This is a genomic window from Ensifer sp. B1-9 (genome assembly GCF_050474445.1).
Classification (GTDB): Bacteria; Pseudomonadota; Alphaproteobacteria; order Rhizobiales; family Rhizobiaceae; genus Ensifer.
In genome coordinates, this window is the sequence record NZ_JBCHVG010000024.1 from 35444 (window position 1) to 61381 (window position 25938).

Below are 25938 nucleotides of genomic sequence, written 5' to 3' on the forward strand. Positions count from 1 at the left end.
GCGGGTTCGCGCAGATGAGATCCTAATGTCCTTGTCAGGAGTGCAGGATATGCAGAATTTCCGGAGGTTTATGCTTGCCGCAGCGATCTGCGCGTTCGCCGCTTCGCCGACCCAAGCAAGTGGATTTGACGCCGGCTTCTCTGACAGCTTGGCGCGAGTAAGACCGGCCGTTGTCGGTATCAGCAGCACCGCCAACCGCATACTGACGAACGAACTGCTGGACGATGCGAACGTGCGAAAGATCCTGGGCCTCCCGGATGGTGTTCTTCTCGTGCAAAGCGGTGCTACCGTCACGGGCTCCGGCGTGATCATCGACAGCGTGCACGGTTACATCGTCACAAACAGTCATGTGATCGCCGATGCCGACGACATCGCGGTGACGCTAAAGGATGGCCGTGTCTTGCAGGCCGAAATTGTGGGCAGTGATGCGCCAACCGATCTTGCCGTGATCAAGATCGGTGCACCGGGCCTGATTGCCCTTGACTGGGGGCGTTCATCCGATCTGAAGGTTGGCGATTTCGTGGCTGCCGTAGGCAGTCCGCTCGGCTTGGAACAGACCGCAACCTTCGGGATCGTAAGTGGTCTGGGGCGGTCCGGTCTCGGTATCGACGAGTACGAGGACTATATTCAGACTGACGCAGCCCTCAACCCCGGAAATTCTGGTGGGGCGCTTGTCAACGCAAAAGGCGAGCTCCTGGGTGTGATACGCGGGGTGCCGCCGCCGAATGAAGGCGCCCAGGGCATTGGCTTTGTCATTCCATCCGAGCTCGCGTCCAAAATCGTTCGCGCCCTCGTTAAGGACGGCGAGGTCCGGCGCGGATGGCTTGGTGTTTCAGTCACTCTTTCGCAGGCAGGCGTGGGCGCGTCGCAAGATTTAGTTGTTGATCGGCTGGTCTGCAATTCGGCGGCCGAGCGGCAAGGGGTGAAGCTTGGAGATGCCGTGACCGCACTCAACGGCTACGCGGTCTCGACCGAGGCCGCTTTCAAGAATGCAGTCAGCCTGCTGGCGCCTGGCGCCCGCGTCATCCTGGACATCCGGCGCGGTGGAAGGGTGCAGAGATTGGAGCTGAAGCTCGCCGATCCCGGTAGCGTGCAAAGCGCTCCGGTCCATCATGCTCTGGGAGCGGTGATCCTTGCCTTGCCAGTTTCATCGCTTTCGCGCGCGTGCACGCCAAACGGGCCGATCTTTCTGGAGGTGCCATCCGACAGCATTGCATACGCCGCTGGCCTCCGGACGGGTGATTATCTGACTTCGATCAATGGTGAGCCGGCCATCTCGGCGGCGCAAATTCAAGACCTGTTGGACGCGTCTGATGGTAAGATTTCGCTCGATATCCTGCGCGCAGGTACAGCTTATCGGATCGAGGCTGATTAGGTGCATTCTTTATGATGCTCGGCTTCAGTTCACGGATTATCAGAACGAGAGAACGCCATGCAATGGTCCTTCAAACTCGGCTCCGTCGCGGGGACCGAAATTCGCGTGCACGTAACATTCGCCCTACTGCTCATTTGGATCTGGGTCATGCACTACCGGATCGGTGGCCCGCCGGCTGCCTGGGAGGGAGTTGCCTTCGTCATCAGTGTTTTTCTTTGTGTGGTGCTTCATGAGTTCGGGCATATTGCAGCTGCTCGCCACTTTGGCATCAAGACACCGGACATCACTCTTTTGCCGATTGGGGGCCTTGCGCGGTTAGAGCGCAACCCAACCAAGCCGCTCGAAGAGTTTCTGATTGCCATTGCGGGACCGCTGGTCAATGTCGTGATTGCCGGTCTCGTCATCATAGTCGTCGGAGGCACACTGGGCTGGGAACAACTGCTGTCGCCGCAGGACCCCCGCGTCGATTTCCTGGCGCGCCTCGCGGGCGTCAATATCTTTCTGGTCGTATTCAACATGATCCCCGCCTTCCCGATGGATGGCGGGCGCGTCCTCAGGGCAATTCTCGCCTGGCGTTTGTCATGGACGCGCGCCACCACGCTTGCGGCTCGGACCGGGCAAGCCATTGCCTTGGCAATGGGAATTTTTGGTGTCTTCTTCAACCCATTGCTTATCCTGATTGCCATCTTCGTCTATCTCGCGGCGGAGACAGAAGCGCAAGGCAGCGAACTTCAGGCAATCTCCGCCGGCACGAGCGTCTCTGACGTGATGATTACCGACTTTGCGACGCTCGGGCCCCGGGCCTGTGTCGGCGAGGCCGTAGAGCTCTTGCTTGCGACGAGCCAGAGCGAGTTTCCCGTCTTGAACGAGGCGGGCCGGTTCGAAGGACTGATGACGCGCGAAGGCATAGTCCAGGCGATGAGAGAAAGGGGTGCTGGTGCGCCCGTGATCACGGTGATGCGTCGCGACATCCCCATGGTGGATGGCCAGTCTCCGATCGACGCGAGCGTAAGGCTCATGCAGGAAGCCAGCACGTCGGCTGTGCCTGTGGTCGATCGCAACCAACGAGTTGTCGGCCTCATGAATTACGAAACCATCGGGGAACTGCTGATGCTTCGCAGCGCTGATAGGCGCTTTCAGCCCGGTGGCCGCGATCGTCGCTTGCGCTAATCATGTGCTTTCTATCGCTCGACGACTGCGACCCCTTCCGTGATGCGGTCACTTGGATAGAGAATGACCCTCTCACCCGGAACCAGCCCGTCGCGGATCTCCACTTCCAGGCTGTTGCGCTGCCCCACAAGGACCGCTTTTAATCGGGCGTGCCCTTTCTCAACGATGAAGACCGCCCATTTGTCCCCTTGCCGGAACATTGCGCCTAGTGGCAGTTTGAGCACCTGGCCCTCGAAGAGGAGGATCTGAACATCAGCGCGATAACCGTGCCCAAGGGATCGCCATCGAACCGGTGGATCGGCGAAATCGAGGATAACGTCAACACGCTGTTCTTCGATCCCGAGCGCCGATATCTTCGTCTGGCCGAATGGCTCGATTCGCCGGACGATTGCGTTGAGATCTTGCCCACCCCAATTGGTCACAATCGCCTTTTGACCCGGTTTAAGCTTGACGGCGTCCTCCGAGAGAAGATTGACGATGATCTCCATGTCATCTGGATCGCCGATCTCCAGCAAAGGGGTGCCTGCATCGACCACGCCTTCACTGCGGCGCATGACCCTTAGGACGACACCATTCACCGGTGCGGTCAACGGAACGCACTCGCAGGGTCCGCTCCGGTTCCTGATTTCCTGGCGCGACAGAAGCCGGGAGCGTGCCTGGTTAAGCTCATGGCGCCTGACATTGAGCGCTGCCTCCGCCGTGGCGAGGTTGGCCTCGGCTACGTTGTAGACGCGCTCTGCATCATCAAGAGCCCGCCTCGAGATCGTGTTGCGCTCCATCAGAAGACGCGCGCGACCTCGCTCTGCTTCCGCAAAAGCGAGGTCCGCCTTTGCTTTGTTGAGTTCGGCGGCTGCGAGGTTGTAGGCGGCCCCCGCGGCTTCCACCGCCGCCCGTTGCTCCGCTTCCGTTCTCACGTCCAGGAAGGCTGGCGCTGCCGGTTCAATCTGGGCGAGCAAGGTTTCTCCTGCCTTGACACGATCACCGGCTTCAGCCGTTATGCGCTGTAGCTGGCCACGAAGAGGCGCATGAAGTGTGTAAACTTCGCGCACCCGGGTTTCCCCTTCCTCATCGACAGTTACGCGCAGCGCGCCGGTCTGCGCTGTCGCAAGGTCCACCGGGACCGGCTGGGGTCGCAGCGCATAGGCGAGGCCGGTTACCAGCAATGCCGCCAGGCTTCCCCAGATTGCCAGTCGTTTTCGTGCCGTGCGCATCTGCTACTCCCTTGTCTTCAGCGCGGCGATCAGGTCCAGTCGGTCGAGCCTCCGACGCGCGACAGCGGCGCAGCCCAGCGCCGAGGCAAGCATGATGATGGCGGCCTTGCTGTAAGTTGAATTGTGAAGCACGAGTGGTACGCGGTAGAGTTCAGTCTCGAAGGCGCGTGTCATCCACCACGCGAGCCCCAAACCTATCGCGGCGCCAAGCGGAACGGCGAGCCATGCGAGCAAGCCGACTTCCCCGAGGAGAATGTAGGAGATCTCCCAGCGCGTGAAACCGAGTATGCGCAATGTTGCAAGCTCCTGCGCGCGCTCGGAGATGGCGATGCGGATTGAATTGTAGGTTACTCCGACCGAAAGCGTCATCGAAAACGCGACGAAGAAGCCAATGAAGATGAAGATCGTCTCGCCCATCGTTTTGTAGAAAGTATCGATAGCGGCACGTCGAAACTGAATGGAGGCTATGCCAGGTATGTCCTTGAGTTTTGCCATGAGGTCGGATCGGCCAGCCTCGTCGATGCGGATGTGCAGACCACTTGCTACATCACCGTCGTCCGCAAGGCGATTGAGCGTTCCCATCTGCATATAGGCGGGCTTGCCAATGTAGGTCTCGAATACTTGCACCACGGGCACGCTGAATGAGGCTTGGTGCCCCTCCAGAAGCTCAACGACGACAGTATCGCCGATCGCAATACGGAGCAGTTCTGCGAGCTTGCGAGAAACGACCAGTCCGCCAAGCGGAATTTCAAGGCGCCCACGTGAAACGTCGAATACCGGACTAAGGATAGCACTTCCCGACACGCCGATAATGCCCTGGCGCTCGGCAAGATGCCTGTGGCTGATGCGAGCGGATACGTAGCGATAAGGTTCAACCGACAGTACGCCGGGAAGGTTCTCGAAGTCTCTAACGGTCTTGAGCGGGTGGAGCTCGTTGAAAGCGATCGTCGCGTCCTGGTGTTGTCCGCGTTCGAAGACAGTTTCGGCAAGAGAGTCGATTGCATCCACCCATTGCAGAGCCATGATCATGACCGCCGTCGACATCGCCAGTCCAAGACTTGTGAGTAGTGCACGTCCGGGCCATCTCATGATCCGACGCAGGATCATGCGGGTCGGCTCGTCGAATGTTCCGGCGAACGCGGAACGCGTTGTGAACATGCGCCGATAAATTGCCGGTGAGGGCGGTTTCATGGCTTCAGCTGGCGGCAGCCGAACGGCACGATAGCTCGCCATCAGGCTACCGGCGAGCGCGGCAGTCAGACTGATTGCGGCGGACACCACAAATGCGGCGGGACCAGGACGATAGAGCAGGAATGGAAAGCGGTAGAAATTTGCGTAGAGTTCAGTGTTCCAGTGACCAAGCCATGCGCCGGTCAGCGACCCAATCACGATCCCAGCGGTTCCTATTGCGAGTACGAGTTTGAAGTAGTGCAATCCAATCGTCCAATTCGTATAGCCGAGAGCCTTCAGCAGGCCGATTTCCCGCCGTTCGGTATCGACGAGACGCGCCATCACCAAGTTCGTGAGGAAAGCAGCCACGGCGAGAAATATGGTCGGCATCACGCGAGACAGATTCTTCTGTTGCGCAATTTCGCTTTCGACGAACCAGTTTGAGGTCTGGTCACTCCGGCTGTAGGCGCCGATACCGCCGTAGGGCGCAAGAATGTCATCGAGCCGACGGATTACATCGTTGACGTCTGCATCTGGTACTAGACTGAGCGCAACGCTATTGAAGGAGGCCTTGAGGTCGAAAGCCGCGCCCAAGGCGTCCCGTCCCATCCAGAGAATGCCGAAACGTTCGTCGTCCGGCATCAACCCTCCCGGGGCGATCGCGTACACAAATTCCGGGCTGAGTGCGGTTCCCACAATGTGCAATGTGCGCTTGCGACCTCGCAAGATGGCATCAATGCTGTCGCCAGGTTTCAATCGATGCGCTTCGGCAAGGGGCTCGCTGACGACGACTTCATCAGGTCGGGTGGGATCGATCAAACGTCCTGAACGGATCACGAGCGCATTCAAGAGCTGCGGGCCACGGTCTGGCAGGGAGATGACCTGCGCGACCGCTGGCTCAAGATACCCGGCGATGTTGAGGATGGCACGCTCGTCGATCCGTGTTTCGACCAGCCTGACGCCGGGAATCTCCCCGATATCCCGCTTGCGGTACTCGGGTACACGTTTGGCGTGAGCGAAGACATCGGCAAAGCGGGTCCGCTCATAGTAGGCGGCAGTCGTTTCCTCAAGTGCTTCGATCGTTGTCAATGACATGATCAGTAGCGCCGCGCCAGACGCGATCACCAATGCGATCGCAAGAAGCTGAGCCTTCATTTGCCAGAGCTGTCGTAGCAGCTTTCGGTCGAGGCTCGTCATCGCGACTACTCACCAACTCAACTCGCCAGGCGCCCGCTGCGTCGCATTGCACCGCGTTTCAACAATGCGACCGTCCGCGAAATAGAGGACGCGATTGGCGATTTCGGCAATTACAGCATTGTGGGTGATGAGCGCGGTGGTCGTGCCGAGCTCCCGATTGATCTTGAGTATGGCCTCGAGTACGAGAATTCCGGTCGTGCTGTCGAGAGCACCTGTCGGTTCGTCACAAAGCAGCAAATCGGGTCGCTTTGCGATTGCTCGAGCGATCGCAACCCGTTGCTGTTCGCCACCGGAGAGTTGCGCCGGAAAGTGATCAAGGCGATCGGCCAGACCGACAAGCGACAGCGCGTCGGCGGGCGACATGGGGTCCCTGGCGATTTCCGTCACCAGAGCTACATTTTCGCGCGCGGTCAGGCTTGGTATCAAATTATAGAATTGAAAGACGAAGCCAACGTGGTTTCGCCTGTATTGATTGAGTGCGCGTTCACTGTCCAGCGGAAGCGGCTGATCGCCAAAGCGAATTTGGCCAGAGGTGGGTGTGTCGAGACCGCCAAGAATATTGAGCAAGGTGGATTTGCCGCTTCCGGACGGTCCGAGCAGCACCACCAACTCTGCCTTGTAAAGGTCGACATCGACGCCGCGAAGGGCAGGAACCTCAATGGCGCCCATCCGATAGACCTTCGTAAGGTCGTGCGCCGCCAGGGCGACGGATACTTTTTCGCTTGTCACCGACCATCCCTTGTGCTCTCAGTGATCATGGGCCGGGCGTCACGCTAACGCTGTCCACGGCTTAACTGGAGAAGTATTTTTCGATATCGGCGACCTCGAATTTGACCAGATCTTTTGCCAGTTCTGCGCTTGTTACAGACCGCGCCTGGGCGCCGAGTTGTCCGCGTAGCTGACCAAGTACGCGCGGGGGCGCAACAAGCACGAGATTCTTGATGTCCTCGTCGCGTACAAGAGCCGACAGTCTGCCTGCGACGTTGGCGACAAATCGCTCTTCGGCCTGTTCGTGCCAGTCGGTCTGTTCAACCTTGCTTCGTGCGCTACCGACCGACTGATAGATCCTGCCCTCGCGATCGCTTCCCAGCATTCGCGTCGGTGGTTCAAGGTTTACGATGGAATCCATCGTAATAAAGTTGAGGCGTTCAGCGTCCCCCGCATTGCGCATGACAAGGGCGCGGCCCCCGTCGCATGCGAAAACCCAGCAATCGTGCGGAATTCTCGGCTTCATGACCGTGCCCTTTCTACCTGCGAACGTCTCGGATATCCATCTGTTCAATGCGCCATCAAAATCGGCAGGGTCGCCGCTTTGAGCATAGATTTCGTGACACCTCCGAGAATGAGCTCCAGCAGTTTGGAATGCCCGTAAGCACCCATGACAATCATGTCGGCGTTGATGTCCAATGCGTGTCTCAGCAGAGTGTCGGTCACGGAGCGGCCGGAGCTCGGCAGGGTCTCAACCGAGACGTTAATGCCGTGGCGCGCGAGATAGGTCGCGATATCGGCGCCCGGCTCATCACCACTCGCTCTCGATGCAGCAACTGGGTCGACCATGGTGACGTGAACGGACTGAGCCATCTTCATCAGTTCGAGCGCATCCCTTGCGGCATGCGCCGCGCTTGGATGCGAATCCCACGCCAGGAGGATCGTCTTTGGCCGCAGGGTCGCGTTCACCTCGGGAGGAACGAACAGGACAGGGCGTCCAGCTTGAAAGAGTCCGCCGCTGACGACCTGCGACTTCAAGTCGTCGTTTGCAAAGATGCCGGGACCGGCCACAACCAGGTCCGCGTAAACGGCTCTTTCGCCGATATCATAGGCGGGGCCGGCGACTTCCGCGTATATACTGTCGACATCAAACGACAGCTCGGCCGCTGCCAGGCGCTCGCGAACCTTGGCAACGTGCTCGGAGAGCTTCTGCAGGTTGCGCTCGCGTACTTCCAGCCAACTCGGCGACAGTGTCTGATAGCGCCCGGTCGGTACTGGCGCCAATGTTACGAAAAGAGCGCTGAGATGCGCACTCTCTTCGCCGCCGAGTTTCGTCGCGATCTGGAGATCTTCGTCAAGTCGATCCTCGGCCAGCACACTTAGAATAGTTTTGTACGACATGGTTCCCTCCCTTAGGGTCGATGTTCCGCGCCGCAAGGGTTCTTGCGGCGCGGAAAACCCGATTCTAATCAGCTTTCACCTGGATTTTGCGATCGTTCTGTCTAGCCTCCTCGCTCTTTGGCAGGGTGACGGTCAGAACGCCTTTCGAGAAGGTGGCGCCAATGTCTTCGGCCTTCACGCCTTCAGGCATTTTGAATGCGCGCTGGAACGAACCGTAGCGCCGCTCCGACAGCATGTATTCCTTGTCCTTTTCTTCTCTTGATTCCTCCTTTTCGCCGCGGATCGTCAAAATCCCGTTCGAAACCTTCACCTCGATGTCCTTTTCCTCGATGCCCGGCAACTCGGCAGTGATCTCGTAGCTTGCCTCCTTTTCCACGAGGTCGACGGCCGGCGCGATGGCCCAGGTCGGCGGAAGAGACGCACGCCGAATGTTCGTTGGTTCAAAGGGGCGACGCCAGAAGCTCGGGGTGAAGTCATCGAACAAGCGGTCGATCTCGGCCCGAAGCCCCTCGAAAGGTACCCACGATTCCGGGCGGGAACGAGGTGTCTTTTCTTCTTGTTTGATGGGAAGTTTGGTCTCTGTCTCGGCCATGGCTGCTTTCTCCTTTGAGTAGACGTGGGGCGTGGCCGGCGACATTTGCGAGAAGGGAGCGGATCGAACTTCTATCCGTCCCTGTGCGGCTTAGTGTCGCCGACCAGCAGATGTAGTGATTAGACCGCGTTCGCAAAGGCGGCGCATTGACGCCCGTCAAAGGCAGTGTGCCGTTGCTTTGACCAAGCGCAATGCAAGGTGCTCGTCATGGTGTCGTTATTAAGCACGCGGTTCGAATTGTAGGATTTCGAGATGACCAAGCGCAGTAAACTGCAGATGATACAGGCGGGCCTGTTGAATTGGCTTATGCTGATATTGATCATTTTGATGGTCGCTTCGGTCTTTAGCGTGCTTCTGATAAAGGGAGTTCTTTTCAAAGAACGGCAAGTGAACCTCGAGCCGCATAGAGTTTTGGCGACGGTCTGTTGCGCTTTGCCATTGTCAGGCTCGAAGTCTTGAATGTTGATGCTGCAGATGACGGTGGCTGCGTCAGCTGGCCTCGCCCAAACGCCGTGTGAGCGCGACCGCCGCGCCTTTCAAAATCGCATCGTCGCTGCGGATGAGGAATATCGGTATCTCTGCAAGCCAGGACGAGCGTCGGCCTTTCGCCTCAAATGCTGCTCGAAATAACTTGCCCCTTAACCGTTGCTCCATTCTTCGTGGGATGAGTCCCCAGAGATAAATGCCACCACGACCATCATAGAGGAGCGCGATGTCACCTGCGAACCTTGCCAGCCAGGTGGCAAAAGTATCTACGGCCGTCGCGGCCAACGCGTCGTTCCGGATCAAGGCCGCATCGATGATGCTGGAGGCCGGCAAGCCGCGGACGGCCTGACCGGTACCTTCGACCAGCAGTTCATAGAGATGGCAAAGACCGGCATCTGACAGAAGGTTCTCGACCGAGACATAGTCCGTATCGCAGCGGATGCGCTCGAGAATGTCAAATTCTCCGCGTGTCTGGGGGGCAAAGGCGATACTTCCCGCGTGTGTGCGATGCGCGGTCCATGTGCCGTCAGCAAATGTCAGCGACCCCACGCCCAGCGCCTGTCCGATGCTGATGATTGCCTTCGGCGCCTCTGGCCCAATCTTTTGTCCACTGATGGCTTTGGTGTCGTGTGAAGTCAGGTGCGGGAGAGCCAATGCCAGCGCGTCGAGCGCCTCGACCTTAACAACGGGAACTGGTGACGAGCCCCAATCGAGTTGTTTTGCCAAGTCATGCTGAAGGTGCTCTTCGTCTGAGACCGGGCCGCCGTCGATGACCGCGATGCCGATCGCTGAAGACGCGACGGGGGTCGACCGGATATAGGCTATCAGAGCGTCGGTCACGCAAGAGAAGGCCTTGTTCTCGAACTGCACGTAGTGATCGATCGATAGTCTGTCATAATCCGTGACGGCGAGGCGCGTGTGTGTCTCGCCTATGTCCGCGACGATTGCTTGACGTGCAAATTTGCCCACCGCCGGTTCCTCCTATGTCGTCCACAAGATTGTGCCGGAAGTCCGCCAAATGCGCTTTGATGGCCATCAAGGTCAGAGCCCATCATGGCGCTTAAGATTTGCCAGCTGCTAATGCGGAGGCGTGGATGGAAACCGTGATCTGGCTCGAAGACGTTGGACGAGAAAACATCGGTGACGTTGGTGGAAAGAATGCTTCGCTCGGTGAAATGATCAACGGTCTTTCCGGGAGCAATATCAAGATTCCGGGTGGGTTTGCCACAACTGCGCAAACCTATTGGCGCTTCATCGATTTCAACGATTTGCGCGAGCCAATCCGGTCGCTCCTGGAGGCATGGGAATCCGGAAGAGAAACACTCGGTCAGGCGGGTGCGGCGATCCGAGCGCTTATCCTGCAAGGTGTTTGGCCTGCCGACATCGAAGCCGAACTAATTTCAGCTTATCGCAATCTGTCGGAAAGGCTTGGCGTCGACACCGCGTCGGTCGCTGTGCGCTCGAGCGCCACCGCCGAAGATCTGCCAGCCGCGAGTTTCGCCGGGCAACAGGAAAGCTACCTTAACATTGTCGGCGAACAAGCACTCGTAGATGCCTGCCGTCGCTGCTACGCTTCCCTGTTCACGGACCGCGCCATCAGCTATCGCCAGGCCAACGGCTTCGATCAGATGAAGGTAGCGCTTTCGATCGGCATCCAGCAGATGGTTCGCTCCGACCTTGGCAGTGCCGGCGTCATGTTCTCGATCGAAACGGAAACCGGCTTCGACAAGGTTGCCGTGATCAATGCAAGCTGGGGCCTTGGCGAGTATGTCGTCAAGGGTACCATCGATCCAGATGAGTACCGTGTCTTCAAACCACTGCTCGGCGACCCAGGGCTCGTACCGATAATAGAAAAGAGGCGCGGTTCCAAGGAACGAAAGCTTGTCTACGGCGATGGGGCGGCACCGACGCAAGGCGTGTCGACGGGCCAGGAGGAGAGGGCGCAGCTAGTCTTAAGCGACGAGGAGATTGTCAGGCTGGCGCGGTGGGCGATTGCGATCGAGGCGCACTATGGATGTCCGATGGACATCGAATGGGCGAAGGATGGTCAGAGCCAGGAGATTTGGCTTGTTCAGGCACGGCCGGAAACGGTTCAGTCACGAGCAGCGACCAACCTGCTTTTGACCTACCGCATCAATAGTAAGGGGCGGGCGTTGGCAAAGGGCCTTGCCATCGGCAACGCCATAGCGGCTGCGCCTGTTTGTCTCATCGAACGTGCGGGCGATTTCAATAGCTTTGTCGACGGTGCAGTTTTGGTTGCGACGACCACGGATCCCGACTGGGTTCCGCTTATGAAACGTGCCTCCGCTATCGTCACCGACCACGGCGGTCGGACGTCGCATGCCGCGATCGTCAGCAGGGAGCTCGGCGTTCCTGCCATCGTGGGCGTCGGAAACGCGACGCAATTGCTGCGCCCGGGGGAGACAGTCACTGTATGTTGTGCGGAGGGTGATGAGGGCACGATCTACGAGGGGCGGGCAGATTTTGCAGCGGAGCAAACAATCCTGTCCGACATACCCGAGACGCGCACAAAGGTGATGTTGAACCTCGCCGATCCACAGGCGGCGTCACGGTGGTGGAGATTGCCGGCAGACGGCATCGGGCTTGCGCGCATGGAGTTCGTAATATCGAATTCCATCCAGATCCACCCGATGGCACTCGTCCATTTTGACGACTTGCGGAATCAAGCCGCCAGAGAAATGATATCCGATCTGACGCGAGGATACGCAGACAAGACCGACTACTTCGTAGACAGGCTTTCAGCCGGGCTAGCGCGGCTTGCTGCTGTCGCATTTCCAAAGCCGATCATTATTCGCATGAGCGATTTCAAGACCAACGAATATGCGGGTCTTTGCGGCGGGGCCCAGTTCGAACCGGAAGAAGAAAACCCCATGATCGGTTTTCGCGGTGCCTCACGCTACCATTCTTCCCGATATCGCGATGGGTTCGTGCTGGAATGCCGTGCCATAAGACGGCTTCGAGAGAGAATGGGCTTTGCAAATGTCGCGCTTATGATCCCCTTCTGCCGCTCTCCGCAAGAGGCGGAGAAGGTGCTCGACACAATGGCCGAGAACGGATTGAAGCGCGGTAATGGTCTCGAGATCTACGTTATGTGCGAAATTCCTTCTAATGTCATTCTGGCAGCGGAATTTGCACGGTACTTCGACGGGTTTTCCATCGGATCAAATGATCTCACGCAATTGACGCTTGGTATTGATAGGGACGCCGAGGAGCTTTCTACCGTCTTCGATGAACAAAACCCGGCGGTAAAATGGATGATACGCAGGCTCATCGTGGAGGCAAAGACGGCAGGCGCCAAGGTCGGTCTATGCGGACAGGCACCCAGCGATCATCCCGAATTCGCGGCCTTCCTCGTCGACTGCGGCATTGACTCGATTTCGGTCACGCCTGACAGTTTTGTTGCCGTAAAACGTGCGGTTGCGGCCGCGGAGGCGAAACAAGTGTGAAGATAGTGGGATAGTGGAGCGAGGCGAACAGAGCGTGTAGCTTCATTCCTCAGCTTCGAGCTGTTCGGCTGCCACAAACAGGAGCGCGCGCATTTTCTCTCGCAGCGTCGCCTTGTCGACCGGCACATTGGCACCGAGCAGGTCGCCGAGCACCTTCAGCAAGACGTCATCATCTCCCGGCTCGGTTTGACCGGCCTTGATCACCTCTTCCACATAGGCCGATCTGTCCGCGCGTCCGATAACCTGAGCTGCCCATGCGGCCAGAATGCGGTTGCGTCGATCTCGGACCCTGATGGCCCTTTCGAAATCAAGGAAGTACTTCTCTTCGAGAGCCTTTTCGCGCTGATTCAATGCCGTCATCATGGTGCTCCGACATGTTCTAGGGCTAAGCTTGCATGGCAGCATCGGCAAGGCCGTCCTTTGCCGGCTCCGGAATTTCTGTCATGGTGGCTTCGGTCAGCAAAAGGACGCTTGCGACCGAAACGGCATTTTCAAGCGCCACCCGGACGACCTTTGTGGGATCGATTATACCCGCAGACATCAGGTCGACATATTCCTTCCGTCCGGCGTCGAAGCCATAATTGCCTTCCGCCTCCATCATCTTCGACACAACGACGCCGCCGTCGGTGGAGGAGTTCTCCGCGATCTGGCGCGCCGGAAGTTCGAGCGCGCGTTTCAGAATCTGGACGCCCGTGCGCTCGTCGCCTTCACATGCCGTTTCCTCATCGGCCACGGCATTGACGCATCGCAAGAGGGCGAGCCCACCTCCAGGCAGAATACCTTCGGCTACCGCCGCCTTCGTCGCGCTGATAGCGTCGTCAAGCGCCTCCTTCTTCGACTTGAGTTCAGCTTCGGTAGCAGCGCCCACCTTGATTACGGCAACGCCGCCCGAGAGCTTTGCCAGTCGCTCCTCGAGTTTTGCTCGGTCGTAGTCGCTCGTCGTCGTGGATACTTCCCGCCTTATCTGGTCGGCGCGGCCGGCAATTGCCTTCTTATCTCCCGCGCCGCCGATGATCGTCGTCGTATCCTTGGTGATGACCACCCGTTCGGCACGGCCAAGTTGTTCGGGTGTCACCGCTTCCAGTTTGATACCCAATTCTTCGGAAATCAGCTGACCGCCTGTAAGTATGGCTATGTCCTGAAGCAGCGCCTTTCTTCGGTCGCCGAAGCCGGGCGTCTTTACCGCGCAGTTTCGAAGCGTTCCGCGCATCTGGTTGACGATCAGCGTGGCCAGCGCTTCCGTTTCAACGTCCTCAGCTATGATCAGCAACGGCGTGCCAGATTTGGCGACGGCCTCGAGCAGGCCGACGCAGTCCTTCAGGGATGTGATCTTGCGGTCGAAAAGCAGAATGACAGGGTTCTCGAGCACCACTTCCATCCGCTCCATGTCGGTGACGAAGTAGGGCGAAAGGTAGCCGCGATCAAACTGCATGCCTTCGAGTACATCGAGGACCGTCTCCGTTGATTTCGATTCCTCGACGCTAATGACCCCTTCGTCGCCGACTTTCTCCATCGCTTCTCCAATGAGTGTGCCGATGTGCGTGTCGTTATGCGCCGAGATGGTTGCCACCTGCTCCTTTTCACGCTTCGAAGAGACTGGGCGCGAATTCGTTCTTAGTTCCGCGACGGCGCGCTTGAGCGCGCGATCCAGACCTCGCTTGATATCGATCGCGCTTGCGCCGGCCACGACGTTGCGCAGCCCGTCAGCGAAGATTGCATGGGCAAGAATGGTCGATGTCGTCGTCCCGTCGCCGACAATATCGCCGGTCTTTTCGGCCGCCTGTCGCAGCATCCGCGCGCCGAGATTTTCCTCGGGGTCCTTGAGATCGAACTCCTTAGCGATCGTCACGCCGTCATTGCAAACGATCGGCGAACCCCATTTTCTTTCAATCAACACGGCCTTGGACCGAGGTCCAAGCGTAACCCGAACCGCATCGGCGAGCTGAGCCGTTCCCTTCAGGATCTTCTCGCGCGCGGCGGAGTGGAACAGGACTTGCTTGTGCGTCATAGCTTCAATCCTCCCGACATTAAAATCTAGCATGCACGGGCACATGCAACCTTGATGGGCATCAAAGACATCTTCAGTCGCGCGATGCCGCACCTTTGACGGCGGTCAAGGTAAGACCGATCGATCAGTGCTTTCATGAAATGAGTGGAGTAGTGAAGCGGGATCGTGGCGATGATTTACAATACGATACTGGTAAGCTTGAGCATGCACGAAAGTGTCGCGCGGCAGCTAAAATTTGCCCGTGACGTCGCGTCGCGCTTCGAGGCGACACTCGTCGGTTTCGCCGCTGGCGACATTCGCATCATAACGGCGGCGCCTCCCGGTGTGGTCATGGATGATGAATTCATGCGCCTCGAAGCGATCGATATCGAACGCCGCCTGGAAGTGCTCAGAAAAGAATTCGAGTCGGAAAGCGGAGGCGCGGATTTGCTGCGAACGAGCGTTGGTGACCCAACGAAGGAACTCGCGGCCGCGGCGCGATTGGCAGATCTCGTCATCGCGAGCGTCTCTCAAGTCGGTAGCGAGCACGTCGATCTCGGTGAACTGATCCATTCGGCCGGTCGTCCTATCCTCATTCCGAGGAACGACCTTGAGCCTCTCGCAGCACACAAGGTTATGGTCGCCTGGAAGGATACACGCGAGGCACGACGAGCAGTGGTCGATGCGATGCCGTTCCTCGTTCATGCGCGCGAGGTCCTTGTCGCAACAGTCGAGGAGCATGGAAAGCAACACGCTGTGGAAACGATGCATGATGTCGTCCGCCACTTGATCCATCATGGTGCAAAAGCCCGCGGAGAGGTCTTCAGCTGTGATGCTCCCTCAGATGGCGAGGCCCTCATCGGTATTGCCAAGCAATTTGGTACGGATCTGATCGTTTCGGGAGCATACGGCCATAGCCGCCTCCGCGAATGGCTCGTGGGAGGCGTTACCCGCTCACTGCTGCGCGAAAACTCTCTCAATCGCTTGATGTCGTCCTGACCAAATAGCCAAGCGGCGGTTCGCGTAGAACTGTTGCCAGAAAGGCCGAAAACAGTGGAGTCGATGCCCGCGCTCGATGCGAAAATTCGCTTTCTCAGCGACCCGGCATCGTACCCTGATCCACCATCGAGGATCAAAGCCAGGGAGACCCATATGTCGTGGGTCTTCATCGCTGATGACTGGGTGCTGAAGCTGAAGAAGCCGGTCAAGCAGACCTTTCTTGACTTCAGTACGGTTGACGCCCGCCATTTTTTCTGTTGCGAAGAAATTCGCCTCAACCGTCGACTGGCCCGGGGAACCTACCGAGCCATCAAGTCACTATACGCCGCCTTTCCAACGCGCTGACTTTTGAGAAATTCGGAAAAGCTGTCAATTGGCTCATCGAGATGAGACGGCTTCCAGAGACCGATATGCTGGATAGTCGCATAAAGGCGTGCGACCTCGCCCCGACGGAACTGATCGGCGCCGCCGAGAAGCTCGTACGCTTTTACGCTGGCTGTCGGCCGGAGACCGCCGATCGATACGTGCGCCAACTGCTGGATGAACACGAAATCTCACGAATGATTTTGCTGCGGCCCGAATTCGATCTGGAGACCCGGGATGTCGCTGCATTGCTCGAAGGCGTCGGTTGGGGATTGCAGGCGATGCGTTCAACGATCGAGGCTAGGATCAGACGGGGAAACCTAGTGGAAGGACACGGCGACTTGCGGCCCGAGCATATCTGCCTCATCGGGCCTCCCCAAATCATTGATTGCCTTGAATTCAACCGGTCCATGCGCCTCGTCGACCCATATGATGAGATCAGTTATCTCGCACTCGAATGCGAGGCTCTCGGCTCGGTCTGGATAGGTCCAATCTTCCTTTCAGCCTTGGAACGCACGCTCGGCAATCGCCCTTGTGATCGCTTGCTGGCGGTGTATGGCGGCTTTCGCGCCTTGCTTCGAGCAAGGCTTTGTCTTGCCCACCTTCTTGAAAAGCCACTACGCAAGCCTGAGAAATGGCGGCCGCTGGCGCTCAACTACCTCGAGATTGCAAGGGTTCGCGTGTCACTGATCATCTCCTGAGAGTGTGGCAAGCGAGGCGCCGGAGTGGAGGCGTCGAATGGCTTCGGAAAAAAGCGGTGCGCTGCCTACGACCTCCACGCAGTTGCGCAGGACGTCTTCCGGTATATTAAATGGGGAAGCCGAGTCTGTCACGATCGTTCGGTCGATCGCAGGATGAGCCAGAACTGCCTCGCAGCCCCGGTCAAAGAGGGCATGGGTAGCCAGAGCATAAACGGCATTCGCACCCCGCTGGCGGCAAGCCTCCGCTGCTCTCAACATTGTTCTGCCTGTCCCGATCAGGTCGTCGATGATAAAGACGTTCGCCCCTTCTGCGTCACCCGCGAAAAGATGACCCGAGGCAACCCCACCGCTGCGACGCTTTTCCATGAAAGCGAGTTGCGCTTCGTTGCCCGACAGACGTTCGTAGTATTCTCTCAAGAGTTGCGCTCGTTTGATACCCCCAGCGTCGGGCGCCAATATCAGAGTCCGTTCGGCGCCGGCGAGGTTCGCAATGATCCCGCTATAGAGTTTTCGAGTGTCCAGGTGAACCGTTGCGCAGCGGAAAGCGTTCTGAAATGCCGCCAGGTTGTGGACGTCCAGAGTCACGACCACGTCGATGCCCGCCGCCTCGAATAGCTGTGCTACGTAGCGCGTCGTCACCGGGTCGCGTGTCTTGGTCTGTCTGTCCTTGCGGGAGTAGGCTAGATAGGGCACGACGGCGGTTACGCGCGATGCGCCGTGTTCGCGGCACGTGGCTGCGAAAAACAGGAGTTTACATAGCTTGTCATTCGCCGAACCCTCCGGCGAACCATTCAAGGAGTGAACGATGAAGACGTCCTTGCCGCGCACGCTGACAAGCGGTCGTAACTTGTGTTCCCCGCCTTCGAAGTCACGCTCTTCGTGGTCGGCGAGCGCGATCCGAAGATCGTCGGTAATGGCTCTTCCAAGCGCCATCGTTCCGTTGAGAGCAAAAATCTTCATGAGAGCAGCATGATACATGCATTCCTGACGCTCATTGATGGTCGTCAAGGATCCATAATTCTTTGCCCGTCGAAAGCTCGCGGTCATCCTAGCGTGGTCGGCTCAGCCGGGCTCAGTGTAACCTGCGCCTGATCCGGTCGGACGACTCGCTTTCCCACCATCGGCCCATGCGTGCTAGTCGTCACCACGGTCCGCCCCTCGGGTTCGCCATCCCGTTGGTGGTAGATGACCACCCAGTCCTTCGTCTTTCCGAGTTCGTGGGCACGCCTGCTGTTGGAAAAAAGTACGGTGAAATGCCAGTCCCCCATCTCCATGTGCATGATAGGAAGCCAGGCCTCGTGTGTCGGGTTGAAGCGTCTTGGGGCTATCAGGCGCAGCGCACCCGAAGCAGCCTTGTCACGATAGGCGCGGTCGACTTCGAGCAGCAGCGGAACCGGCGGTTGGCTCGACTTTTTCCAAAGGCGTGGCACGGATCGCCGTCCGAGGCGATCCGCCAGTGTGGCGGCGATCATCTGCTTCCGTCTGGGCCCAATGCCTTTCAGTGCGAGGTTGCCGAAATGGATGGCGTGCTCCAAATCTTCCAGGGTCTCAAGCGTTCCATCATCCGCCAACACTCCTGCCAGTCGCGCGCCAATTCCGGGGATGGTGCGAAATAGCACTTCCGGCGTGAGTTCGCCGCGCAGCCTTTCTAGTTGCGCCCAGCGACCGCTCGCGACCAATTGAATGATAGCGCCGGCGATTGCTTCTCCGACTGCAGGCAGCGCTTCAAGGGCCTCACGGCCTCCTTCGGCGAGAATTGCGGCGACGGGGCGATTGAGCGCGGCAACAATGTCGGAGGCGTTGCGATAGGCACGCGATCTAAAACTGTTCACTCCCTGCTCGTCGAGCAGATCAGCATATTCGCGCAGTTTCTGTGCGATCGCCATGTTATCGTTCGGTGGCTGGTCCTGTGATTTCGGATTGGTCTTGCTTGCCATGACGTCCTCCCGTCAGTCTCGTTTGGCCTTGGACGTCGACCGCAAGCGCGCTCCTTCCAAACTAAAGACGTCCCTTCTCGTACTCCTGGCAAGACTCGCCGAACGCAGCCATTGCCTCCTCCAGATAATCCGCAAGAAGCGGCGTGCCGATCAAATAGCCTGCGGTGTGTTCATTGTGGGCCTCAGCGGCTTCGGCGCGAATTCGTTCCCAGTCGTCCACCGTGTCGTCTCCGCGGCCGAGCCAACAAAGGGCGACGAGGTCAATCTGCTCGTCCTCGTTCATCGCCGAGATCGTACTCTTCAGCTCGGATTCCACAGGATCGTCGGGCTGGTCTTCGAGCACGGAGATCATGTTGTCATCCACGGCATTGGATGCAGGATCAATTTCCGAGACGACGTCCTTGGCGTCGAACTCGCGCGCCTTGATGATGAGATAGCAGACACTATCCGGCGAGATGGACAGGTTCCAGGTTCCGCTCATCTGATTTCTCCAGCTTGCAAATTTGCTCCCATGTCGGGCATTCGTCTTCGGCAACTCCAGGTCCGCTTGTCCGCAGACCGAACACGCATGTTGTTGGTCATGATCGCAGACTTGCGCTCAGGCACCTTGATGACCGTCAAATTGCCCAAGGCCTGCGTCGGTGATCAATGCTGGCTGGTCCAAAGATCGCTGGGAGACCCCGAGCGGCAAATTAACGGGAAGGCGATTGATCCGCATCAACGTAACATCGAGGCATGGCGCGCATGATTACGCCAGTTCTTTGCTTTGGCGGCGTGGCCCATTTGCCGACGCCAACATTCGCCATTCAAGCGAGGTAGCATGCTCGTCCAGGACCAGACCGATGCCATAGCATTCTTAAGCGACCGGAAAACGCACGGAAGCGAAGCGGTCGAGCACATCGAGACTCACATTTCGCATATCTTTCTCGCTCGCAATCGAGCATTTAAGGTTAAACGTGCTGTGAAGCTTCCTTATGTCGATTTTTCCACGCCGGAGTTGCGGCTGAAAGCCTGCGAGCGGGAGGTCGAATTGAACGGGGCCACCGCTCCGGGTTTGTACATTGGCGTCCGAAGGATTGCGCGCGATCAGGAGGGCAGGCTTCACTTCGGCGATGGCCAATTTGTCGAGCCGGTCGTCGAGATGGTTCGCTTCGACCAGGACGCGCTGTTCGATCGAATGGCTGTCGATGGAAAGCTGAACGCAATGCTGCTCACGCAAGCGGCGCGCATGATTGCCCGTTACCACCATGACGCACCTGTTGTTCGTCGAAGCTCGGGATCCGCAAACATTGCCGCAGTGCTCGCCATCAATACAGCTGCCTTCGCCACCAACCACCTCTTCAATGAAACGGAAGTGGCGACTGTCACTCAACTCTTCGAAGAGGCGCTGGAAGCGAACGGGCCCCTTCTTGATAGCCGAGAGACGTTGGGCAAAGTCAGGCTCTGTCATGGGGATCTGCACCTGCGGAATATATGCCTCATCGGCGGACAACCCAGATTATTCGATTGCATCGAGTTCAACGACCTGATCGCTACCGTAGACACGCTCTATGACCTGGCATTCCTGTTGATGGACCTGTGGCACAGAGGGTTCCCGCAACTCGCCAATCTGGTCATGAACCGCTACCTTGATGAAACAGATGACGAGGATGGCTTTGGGCTTCTGCCCTTCTTCATGGCGATAAGGGCGGCCGTTAGGGCTCATGTGATCGCCACCCAGGTTGCAGAAGGCGGAAGTGCGACGCATCTCATGTCCGACGCGCATTCCTATCTTGAGTTGGCGCGCTCGCTGCTTGCAAAGGTTCAACCACGCCTCATTGTGATCGGCGGCTTCAGTGGCTCGGGTAAGACTACCGTAGCGGATGCGCTCGCCGTCAGGCTCGGGGCTCCTCCGGGCGCTCGCATCATTGAGAGCGACCGCATCCGCAAGGCGTTGCACGGGGTTCCAGCCGAGGTGCACCTCGGTGTGGATGCCTATCGACGAAGTGTATCGGACAAGGTCTATTTCGAGATAGCCCGCCGCAGCCTAGCTATATTGAAGGCTGGCGGGTCTGTTGTCGCGGATGCGGTGTTCGACCGTTCGCACAATCGCAGCCTCGTCGAGCTTGCCTCCAAGGCTGCGGGCATCCCGTGCGAAGCGGTCTGGCTGGAGGCTGGTGTGCCCACCTTGCGACAGCGCATCGGCGGCAGACTTGGGGGGCCGTCCGATGCGGATCTGAGCGTTTTGGCGCGGCAGATGTCTGGTGAGCGAGAGCCTCTTACCTGGCGCATGATCAATGCGGAGCAGCCGGTTGGTCAAATTGTTCAAGAGATTCTCGAACCAGAAAAGGTGGCATGAGCGCCAGAACAATCCGCGATCCCCCGCGGCCAGCCGTCAGATGAATACGCTGTTGAGGGTAAGCTGGAAAGATGAGACACCCGCTTCACACGGGCGCCGACCTTGTGCCGAATATCGGCTTGCAGCCACGTGCCGGTGGCGACTTTCGTCCAGGCTTTTGGACCAAGTCCGCCCCAGAGCTTATGAGACTTCTCTCCACGCCGCCAAACGGCTTGTCATCGGCACAGGTTCGCGCCCGACAGAAGCGCTACGGACCAAACACGCTTGAGGCTCGCGCCACCGCAAAAGCGCTTCGAACCTTCGTTGCCCAGTTTCGCAGCCCGCTTGTTCTGGTGTTGATCGTTGCTGCCGCAATCGCGATGTTTGTCGGCGACACACAGGACGCGGTCATCATCTGGTTGATCGTTCTCTTCACCTGTATCCTCTCGTTCGTCCAGGAGTATAGGGCATCGGGCGCCATGGAGCGCCTGAAACGTACCGTTGCCCGCACAGCGACGGTCTTGAGAGGCAGCTTGGAAGGCGCCGATGGTCGACCGCGCGAACGTCCTGTTTGCGGGGACGTCGGCGAGGAGCGGATCCGCGAAAGCGTTGGTCGTGAACACCGGCAAGGAAACTGAGCTTGCAAAGATCGCTGTCGCGATCGAACGGCAAGAATCTGAAACCGAATTTGCTCGGGGTATTCGCCGCTTTGGCTACCTCATGATGCAAATTATGTTGGCTATCTTTCCATCGTACCCGCGTTCGGTTTCGCGCCCATGCCTGTGCCTGTTTTATGGGGTGTCATTACGATCACGGGTTTCTATATGATTGCGGCGGAGGCGCTAAAGCACGTCTTCCTCAGGTACCGACCTCGCGTGGTACGCGGCCCTTGAAGCTGGCCCTAAACGTGCTTGCATCGCAGTGTCGTTATTGCCGCGTCGTTGGGGAGGAACTATTGTTGGCTTGAAATTCGTGCCTTACTGCCTCTGCGCCCCAGGGGAGCGAAGCAGGGACCGAAATGCCTGCAGCGCTTCTCGAAGCTGTCGTTGGCAACAAAACTTCGCTTTCGGTTTGACCATGAAGATCGCATTCATTGCTTCACCGAGACCAGGGGCACAGGACGTGCTTGGGCAATTCGTCAGCCGATATGGCCAATGTACCATCGCGGATGCCGATTACGTCGTAACAGTAGGGGGCGACGGTACCGCGCTGAAGGCTCTTCATGCGCAGCTCGACGTTGCGAAGAAGAAGACGGTTTTTGCAATGCGTACGCAAGGCTCAATTGGATTTCTCTGCAATCCGTTGCAAATATCCGATCTGGTGGACCGGCTTACCAACGCTATCCCCGTTGACCTACCCGTCCTGCAGGCCGACGTCGAACGAGTGGAAGGTCAGCGACAAACTCTGTTCGCTATCAACGAAATCGTCCTTTTTCGACAGAGGCTCCAACAGGGACGCTTCAATCTTACAGTCCACGGAGAAAAGACCACGACAACCATTGCGGGAGATGGCTTGGCGCTGGCAACACCACTCGGAAGCACAGGCTATAATCAATCGCTTGGCGGTCCGCGTCTGTCTCTCGGCTCACGGCTCTTGGCGCTGACAGGCATCGCACTTGCACACCGGAACCCCTGGCACCGCATGGTCTTGAATGATCGCATCATTCTGGACGTAGATGTTGTCGAAGCCGAGCATCACCCCGTTCGAATTGAGACCATCATTGAAACCGTACCCGACATCCGTCACGCCCGCCTGTGTTGCAATGGCGACCGTACGATCACACTGCTCCTGGATCGGGGCGTGTTAAATGAGCTGATGGCTTTTTCTGGCCAGCGTTGCTGAACAGACCTCTCTGCTTCAGTTCTGTTCGACTGAACGCGACGAAATTGTATCTGTAAACCTAGACCTCCTTCGGGAAGCGTTCGTGACGAGGCGTGCTCTGGCGTGACTTTGGCCGGTCGCCGCGAAGCTCCTATGGTTCAAATGCCTTCTTTGATCACCATCAATGCCATTTGGCCATTGCCCAGCGAGATTGGCTAACCAGCTAACCCACGAACACAGAGAAAATCGGATCGTTTGAGATGAACCATAGTCGATGACGGCTACGCTCATGCGGTCGGTGCCGCAGTTTCCGCGTGGTCCTTTATCTCTCGCGACGAGAACGGAGCAAAGGGCGTGCTGCGAGCGCGATCTTTCGCGAAATGCGCCCAACCAGCTGGCCTTTCAGCCTCTCCAGTCCGCAACTTCCAACAACAGTCGGTCTGCTCCGATCTTCTCGGCAATCGCCAGGATCGTTGTCGCATAATCGCCTGCCTCCACGAGCGTGGCCCCGAGACCCCGCGCAATTCCTGCAGCCTCTTCATGCGATCTGACCTGCCACGGGCAATTTCCTCCAGATTGGATTAGAGTCCGGCCTATTAAGGGACGGACGCATGAAGAAGCAGAGATTTACGGAAGAGCAGATTATTGCGGTGCTGAAGGAGCAGGAGGCTGGCGCAAAGGTGGCCGACCTGTGCCGCAAGCACGGAATTTCAGAAGCAACGTTTTATAATTGGAAAGCCAAATACGGCGGCATGGAAGTCTCCGAGGCGAAGCGGTTGAAGGCGCTTGAGGACGAGAACGCGAGGCTGAAGAAGTTGCTCGCCGAACAGATGCTGGATGCAGCCGCACTTCGCGAGCTTCTTGCAAAAAAATGGTAGGGCCTGCTGCCAAGCGTGAAGCCGTCACGCATCTGAGGGCCGTCATGGGCCTCTCGGAGCGGCGGGCCTGCCAGATTATATCCGCCGACCGTAAGACGATCCGTTATCGGTCCAGACGACCGCCGGAGGTAGAATTGCGGGCGAAGCTGCGCGACCTCGCCAATGAGCGAAGGCGTTTCGGCTACCGGCGACTGTTCGTCCTGCTTCGGCGGGACGGAGAGCCGTCCGGCATCAATCGCATCTACCGGCTCTATCGCGAGGAAGGGCTTTCCGTTCGCAAGCGAAAGGCCCGACGGCGCGCCGTCGGCACGCGTGCACCGATCCTGGTCGAGGCGAAGGCCAATGCCCGCTGGTCGCTGGATTTCGTCCACGACCAGTTTGCCTGCGGCAGACGCTTCCGCGTGCTCAACATCGTCGATGACGTGACGCGCGAATGCCTGGCAGCGATCCCGGACACCTCTATCTCCGGTCGACGTGTCGCCCGAGAACGGACAACGCTGATCGAGCGACGCGGCAAGCCCGGAATAATTGTCTCCGACAACGGCACTGAACTGACGTCGAATGCCATCCTTGCCTGGTCGAAGGATCACAAGGTCGAGTGGCATTACATCGCACCGGGAAAGCCAATGCAGAATGGCTATGTCGAGAGTTTCAATGGTCGGATGCGCGACGAGTTGCTCAAAGAGAGCCTGTTCTTCGGCCTCGATCATGCCCGCAGCGCCATCGCTGAATGGGCGGACGATTACAACCATTTCCGGCCGCACTCATCGCTCGGATACAAGACCCCGGCAGACTTTGCCGGGACCATCGCCGCAACCGGCTCCAACGCTGCGCCAGATGAAAGCTTCGCGTTTCCGCCGGTTGCTCACACCGCGCCACTTGGCGTATTCAAAACCGCCGGGGCTCTAGTCGCCGCTGGATGAAGGTTCAGTGGCAGGTCAGATCACCCAAAAGCCCCATCAACTCCCCAACATTTCCTCGATAGTTTCGCTTCAAAGAACTCCTTCGCCGTTCGCTTTGCCGCGGACTGTCGCCGGCCAATCGCTGTCACCGCTGCTGATTGCTCGTCTACTGCCGGCCTTGGCGGCGGAAGAAATCGTAATGGTCCGGTGCCTTGTTTCGAATGCCAACAAGGATGACAAGCTCAAAGCGCTGGTCTTCAGCTTCCAATCCGAACTTTAACCTGCTCCGGGAGAAAATCAACTGCGAAGCCGGCGCGCATCTTTCTTCTCCATCACCCTCAGATTCCGCTCTTTGCCCATTTTCCTCCAGTTCTCGCCCGGAGAATATCACGCGACGTTCCTGAGTGCTTGTGGCAGCATTGATATCAAGTTTCTTCGGCGCCATCTTGATTCGCTTCAAGTGAGGAGAATGTCGATTTCGCTGGCTTTCGTCCCGAGTTCTTGGTGCTGCTGATGCAAGTATACCTGGGTATTCGTAAGCGTGCCGTCGCATTGGTTGGAGCAATGCGTCCCTTTGCCAGAACCCGATTTGAATAGAGCGGATTGCCAGTTACCTCAGCCCCAAGCCAGTCCGGTAGCGGGGGAGTGTCGTCGACACCTTCGAGTTCGACTTCCGCAACAACGAGGCCACGATGTTGGCCGGAATAGACGTCAACTTCCCAAGTGTAACCCTGATGGTGCACCTCGAAGCGTGTTTTTTGAAGGACTCCCTGCGCGTGCTCGAACATTTCCTTCGCGTCCGTGTAGGGGATGTCGTACTCGTACTCTTCACGTCGATTGCGACTGCTTCGGATCTTGACTGTTAACGTGGCACGTCGGCCATCTATCGTCCGAATGCGCACGGTTTTGCCCTTCGTCGCCACGAGATATGCTTGGTGCAGGGCGGAACCCTTGGAGGCAAGCCGCCGCCAGCGATCGTCAAGGACCAGAAATTTTCTCTCTATTTCCACCGCCATATCTGTCTCATCTCCCGAACCAGGCGGATACTCAACCCCGAAGCTCGAGTTTTCGTGAAAGCTGACCCGAGCAGTTTCATGCGTTCGATGGCAGGTAGTTCACGCCCAATCTCGAAAGGCGCGCTGCACCAAGTCTTATCATGTGCGCATCCTGCGTTTTCGCGCTTTGATCGCCGTCAATGCACCCTCCACTGTGGCCTTGATTGTGAACAATGAAACATTGTCACATGCCGATCGCCA

25 protein-coding genes are annotated in these 25938 nt (G+C 58.0%); 11 read left to right on the forward strand and 14 right to left on the reverse strand.

From position 1 onward, the window contains the following. Positions 1 to 49: 49 nt before the first annotated feature. Both ACQ5BM_RS31610 and ACQ5BM_RS31615 read left to right on the forward strand, forming a co-directional pair. Positions 50 to 1375, forward strand: coding sequence for a trypsin-like peptidase domain-containing protein (locus tag ACQ5BM_RS31610; RefSeq protein ID WP_429819744.1), 1326 nt, complete (start codon positions 50 to 52; stop codon positions 1373 to 1375). Between the two features lie 57 nt (positions 1376 to 1432). After that, positions 1433 to 2545, forward strand: a complete 1113-nt coding sequence (locus tag ACQ5BM_RS31615) for a site-2 protease family protein (protein WP_429819746.1) — start codon at positions 1433 to 1435, stop codon at positions 2543 to 2545. 11 nt (positions 2546 to 2556) lie between these two features. On the opposite strand, the gene ACQ5BM_RS31620 is transcribed toward ACQ5BM_RS31615, so the two are convergent. From ACQ5BM_RS31620 to ACQ5BM_RS31650, 7 genes are all read right to left on the reverse strand, one after another. Then, positions 2557 to 3756 carry an efflux RND transporter periplasmic adaptor subunit gene (locus tag ACQ5BM_RS31620; RefSeq protein ID WP_429819748.1) on the reverse strand — a complete coding sequence of 400 codons (1200 nt, stop codon included), beginning with the start codon at positions 3754 to 3756 and terminating at the stop codon, positions 2557 to 2559. 3 nt (positions 3757 to 3759) lie between these two features. After that, complete coding sequence (locus tag ACQ5BM_RS31625) at positions 3760 to 6123, reverse strand: ABC transporter permease (RefSeq protein WP_429819750.1); 2364 nt, start codon at positions 6121 to 6123, stop codon at positions 3760 to 3762. A gap of 9 nt (positions 6124 to 6132) precedes the next feature. Then, a complete protein-coding gene (locus ACQ5BM_RS31630) occupies positions 6133 to 6792 on the reverse strand; it encodes an ABC transporter ATP-binding protein (protein WP_429819827.1) in 660 nt (219 codons plus the stop codon). 121 nt (positions 6793 to 6913) lie between these two features. Further along, the gene (locus ACQ5BM_RS31635; RefSeq protein WP_429819752.1) at positions 6914 to 7357 is read right to left on the reverse strand and encodes a host attachment protein; all 444 of its coding nucleotides are present in this window, start codon (positions 7355 to 7357) and stop codon (positions 6914 to 6916) included. Positions 7358 to 7401: 44 nt separating this feature from the next. After that, entirely contained in the window at positions 7402 to 8208 is an 807-nt protein-coding gene (locus ACQ5BM_RS31640; protein WP_429819754.1) for a universal stress protein, read from the reverse strand. A gap of 88 nt (positions 8209 to 8296) precedes the next feature. Further along, positions 8297 to 8824: an Hsp20/alpha crystallin family protein gene (locus ACQ5BM_RS31645; protein WP_429819756.1), complete on the reverse strand. Its 528-nt coding sequence runs from the start codon at positions 8822 to 8824 to the stop codon at positions 8297 to 8299. A gap of 489 nt (positions 8825 to 9313) precedes the next feature. Continuing rightward, positions 9314 to 10279 carry a glucokinase gene (locus ACQ5BM_RS31650; RefSeq protein WP_429819758.1) on the reverse strand — a complete coding sequence of 322 codons (966 nt, stop codon included), beginning with the start codon at positions 10277 to 10279 and terminating at the stop codon, positions 9314 to 9316. Between the two features lie 125 nt (positions 10280 to 10404). On the opposite strand from ACQ5BM_RS31650, the gene ppsA reads away from it, so the two are divergent. Continuing rightward, positions 10405 to 12777 (forward strand): phosphoenolpyruvate synthase, encoded by a 2373-nt coding sequence (ppsA, locus tag ACQ5BM_RS31655; protein WP_429819760.1) that lies wholly within the window; start codon positions 10405 to 10407, stop codon positions 12775 to 12777. Positions 12778 to 12819: 42 nt separating this feature from the next. Here ppsA and ACQ5BM_RS31660 read toward each other — a convergent pair whose 3' ends face one another. Beyond that, positions 12820 to 13140, reverse strand: coding sequence for a DUF1476 domain-containing protein (locus ACQ5BM_RS31660; protein ID WP_429819762.1), 321 nt, complete (start codon positions 13138 to 13140; stop codon positions 12820 to 12822). Positions 13141 to 13162: 22 nt separating this feature from the next. Beyond that, positions 13163 to 14785 carry a chaperonin GroEL gene (gene groL, locus ACQ5BM_RS31665; RefSeq protein ID WP_429819764.1) on the reverse strand — a complete coding sequence of 541 codons (1623 nt, stop codon included), beginning with the start codon at positions 14783 to 14785 and terminating at the stop codon, positions 13163 to 13165. A gap of 171 nt (positions 14786 to 14956) precedes the next feature. On the opposite strand from groL, the gene ACQ5BM_RS31670 reads away from it, so the two are divergent. The 3 genes from ACQ5BM_RS31670 to ACQ5BM_RS31680 all read left to right on the forward strand — a co-directional run bounded on the left by ACQ5BM_RS31670 (position 14957) and on the right by ACQ5BM_RS31680 (position 16827). Next, positions 14957 to 15763 carry a universal stress protein gene (locus ACQ5BM_RS31670; RefSeq protein ID WP_429819767.1) on the forward strand — a complete coding sequence of 269 codons (807 nt, stop codon included), beginning with the start codon at positions 14957 to 14959 and terminating at the stop codon, positions 15761 to 15763. Between the two features lie 63 nt (positions 15764 to 15826). After that, positions 15827 to 16108, forward strand: a complete 282-nt coding sequence (locus tag ACQ5BM_RS31675; protein ID WP_429819769.1) for a hypothetical protein — start codon at positions 15827 to 15829, stop codon at positions 16106 to 16108. Positions 16109 to 16173: 65 nt separating this feature from the next. Then, on the forward strand, positions 16174 to 16827 hold the full coding sequence (locus tag ACQ5BM_RS31680; protein ID WP_429819771.1) for a hypothetical protein: 654 nt from the start codon (positions 16174 to 16176) through the stop codon (positions 16825 to 16827). On the opposite strand, the gene ACQ5BM_RS31685 is transcribed toward ACQ5BM_RS31680, so the two are convergent. The 3 genes from ACQ5BM_RS31685 to ACQ5BM_RS31695 all read right to left on the reverse strand — a co-directional run bounded on the left by ACQ5BM_RS31685 (position 16810) and on the right by ACQ5BM_RS31695 (position 19245). Then, positions 16810 to 17835, reverse strand: a complete 1026-nt coding sequence (locus tag ACQ5BM_RS31685; RefSeq protein ID WP_429819773.1) for a ribose-phosphate diphosphokinase — start codon at positions 17833 to 17835, stop codon at positions 16810 to 16812. The two genes, ACQ5BM_RS31680 and ACQ5BM_RS31685, sit on opposite strands and share 18 nt — an antisense overlap. 35 nt (positions 17836 to 17870) lie before the next feature. Further along, complete coding sequence (locus tag ACQ5BM_RS31690; RefSeq protein ID WP_429819775.1) at positions 17871 to 18764, reverse strand: DNA-binding protein; 894 nt, start codon at positions 18762 to 18764, stop codon at positions 17871 to 17873. Between the two features lie 61 nt (positions 18765 to 18825). Then, positions 18826 to 19245 carry a DUF3775 domain-containing protein gene (locus ACQ5BM_RS31695; RefSeq protein ID WP_429819829.1) on the reverse strand — a complete coding sequence of 140 codons (420 nt, stop codon included), beginning with the start codon at positions 19243 to 19245 and terminating at the stop codon, positions 18826 to 18828. 339 nt (positions 19246 to 19584) lie between these two features. On the opposite strand from ACQ5BM_RS31695, the gene ACQ5BM_RS31700 reads away from it, so the two are divergent. From ACQ5BM_RS31700 to ACQ5BM_RS31720, 5 genes are all read left to right on the forward strand, one after another. Then, a complete protein-coding gene (locus ACQ5BM_RS31700; RefSeq protein WP_429819777.1) occupies positions 19585 to 21102 on the forward strand; it encodes an AAA family ATPase in 1518 nt (505 codons plus the stop codon). Positions 21103 to 21173: 71 nt separating this feature from the next. After that, positions 21174 to 21719 carry a cation-transporting P-type ATPase gene (locus tag ACQ5BM_RS31705; protein ID WP_429819779.1) on the forward strand — a complete coding sequence of 182 codons (546 nt, stop codon included), beginning with the start codon at positions 21174 to 21176 and terminating at the stop codon, positions 21717 to 21719. Continuing rightward, entirely contained in the window at positions 21628 to 21909 is a 282-nt protein-coding gene (locus ACQ5BM_RS31710) for a hypothetical protein (protein ID WP_429819781.1), read from the forward strand. The genes ACQ5BM_RS31705 and ACQ5BM_RS31710 overlap by 92 nt, the downstream gene beginning before the upstream one ends. Positions 21910 to 22158: 249 nt before the next feature. Then, the gene (locus tag ACQ5BM_RS31715; protein WP_429819783.1) at positions 22159 to 22923 is read left to right on the forward strand and encodes an ATP-NAD kinase; all 765 of its coding nucleotides are present in this window, start codon (positions 22159 to 22161) and stop codon (positions 22921 to 22923) included. Between the two features lie 590 nt (positions 22924 to 23513). Continuing rightward, positions 23514 to 24703 (forward strand): IS3 family transposase gene (locus tag ACQ5BM_RS31720; RefSeq protein ID WP_429819785.1). Its coding sequence is split into 2 segments (ribosomal slippage): positions 23514 to 23766 and positions 23766 to 24703, totalling 1191 coding nucleotides; the frame shifts between segments, so codons are not numbered across the junction. Positions 24704 to 24848: 145 nt separating this feature from the next. Here ACQ5BM_RS31720 and ACQ5BM_RS31725 read toward each other — a convergent pair. Continuing rightward, positions 24849 to 25127, reverse strand: coding sequence for a hypothetical protein (locus tag ACQ5BM_RS31725; RefSeq protein ID WP_429819786.1), 279 nt, complete (start codon positions 25125 to 25127; stop codon positions 24849 to 24851). Continuing rightward, positions 25108 to 25698 carry a CYTH domain-containing protein gene (locus ACQ5BM_RS31730; protein WP_429819788.1) on the reverse strand — a complete coding sequence of 197 codons (591 nt, stop codon included), beginning with the start codon at positions 25696 to 25698 and terminating at the stop codon, positions 25108 to 25110. The genes ACQ5BM_RS31725 and ACQ5BM_RS31730 overlap by 20 nt, the downstream gene beginning before the upstream one ends. Positions 25699 to 25938: the final 240 nt, after the last annotated feature.

Excerpts from the sequence above, each read along its gene's own strand:
- ACQ5BM_RS31610 (WP_429819744.1), top strand. The coding sequence starts at position 50 with ATGCAGAATTTCCGGAGGTTTATGCTTGCCGCAGCGATCTGCGCGTTC.
- ACQ5BM_RS31615 (WP_429819746.1), top strand. The coding sequence starts at position 1,433 with ATGCAATGGTCCTTCAAACTCGGCTCCGTCGCGGGGACCGAAATTCGC.
- ACQ5BM_RS31620 (WP_429819748.1), bottom strand. The coding sequence starts at position 3,756 with ATGCGCACGGCACGAAAACGACTGGCAATCTGGGGAAGCCTGGCGGCA.
- ACQ5BM_RS31625 (WP_429819750.1), bottom strand. The coding sequence starts at position 6,123 with ATGACGAGCCTCGACCGAAAGCTGCTACGACAGCTCTGGCAAATGAAG.
- ACQ5BM_RS31630 (WP_429819827.1), bottom strand. The coding sequence starts at position 6,792 with ATGGGCGCCATTGAGGTTCCTGCCCTTCGCGGCGTCGATGTCGACCTT.
- ACQ5BM_RS31635 (WP_429819752.1), bottom strand. The coding sequence starts at position 7,357 with ATGAAGCCGAGAATTCCGCACGATTGCTGGGTTTTCGCATGCGACGGG.
- ACQ5BM_RS31645 (WP_429819756.1), bottom strand. The coding sequence starts at position 8,824 with ATGGCCGAGACAGAGACCAAACTTCCCATCAAACAAGAAGAAAAGACA.
- ppsA (WP_429819760.1), top strand. The coding sequence starts at position 10,405 with ATGGAAACCGTGATCTGGCTCGAAGACGTTGGACGAGAAAACATCGGT.
- ACQ5BM_RS31660 (WP_429819762.1), bottom strand. The coding sequence starts at position 13,140 with ATGATGACGGCATTGAATCAGCGCGAAAAGGCTCTCGAAGAGAAGTAC.
- groL (WP_429819764.1), bottom strand. The coding sequence starts at position 14,785 with ATGACGCACAAGCAAGTCCTGTTCCACTCCGCCGCGCGCGAGAAGATC.
- ACQ5BM_RS31670 (WP_429819767.1), top strand. The coding sequence starts at position 14,957 with ATGATTTACAATACGATACTGGTAAGCTTGAGCATGCACGAAAGTGTC.
- ACQ5BM_RS31675 (WP_429819769.1), top strand. The coding sequence starts at position 15,827 with ATGCCCGCGCTCGATGCGAAAATTCGCTTTCTCAGCGACCCGGCATCG.
- ACQ5BM_RS31680 (WP_429819771.1), top strand. The coding sequence starts at position 16,174 with ATGCTGGATAGTCGCATAAAGGCGTGCGACCTCGCCCCGACGGAACTG.
- ACQ5BM_RS31690 (WP_429819775.1), bottom strand. The coding sequence starts at position 18,764 with ATGGCAAGCAAGACCAATCCGAAATCACAGGACCAGCCACCGAACGAT.
- ACQ5BM_RS31695 (WP_429819829.1), bottom strand. The coding sequence starts at position 19,245 with ATGAGCGGAACCTGGAACCTGTCCATCTCGCCGGATAGTGTCTGCTAT.
- ACQ5BM_RS31700 (WP_429819777.1), top strand. The coding sequence starts at position 19,585 with ATGCTCGTCCAGGACCAGACCGATGCCATAGCATTCTTAAGCGACCGG.
- ACQ5BM_RS31705 (WP_429819779.1), top strand. The coding sequence starts at position 21,174 with ATGAGACACCCGCTTCACACGGGCGCCGACCTTGTGCCGAATATCGGC.
- ACQ5BM_RS31710 (WP_429819781.1), top strand. The coding sequence starts at position 21,628 with ATGGTCGACCGCGCGAACGTCCTGTTTGCGGGGACGTCGGCGAGGAGC.
- ACQ5BM_RS31715 (WP_429819783.1), top strand. The coding sequence starts at position 22,159 with ATGAAGATCGCATTCATTGCTTCACCGAGACCAGGGGCACAGGACGTG.
- ACQ5BM_RS31725 (WP_429819786.1), bottom strand. The coding sequence starts at position 25,127 with ATGGCGCCGAAGAAACTTGATATCAATGCTGCCACAAGCACTCAGGAA.
- ACQ5BM_RS31730 (WP_429819788.1), bottom strand. The coding sequence starts at position 25,698 with ATGGCGGTGGAAATAGAGAGAAAATTTCTGGTCCTTGACGATCGCTGG.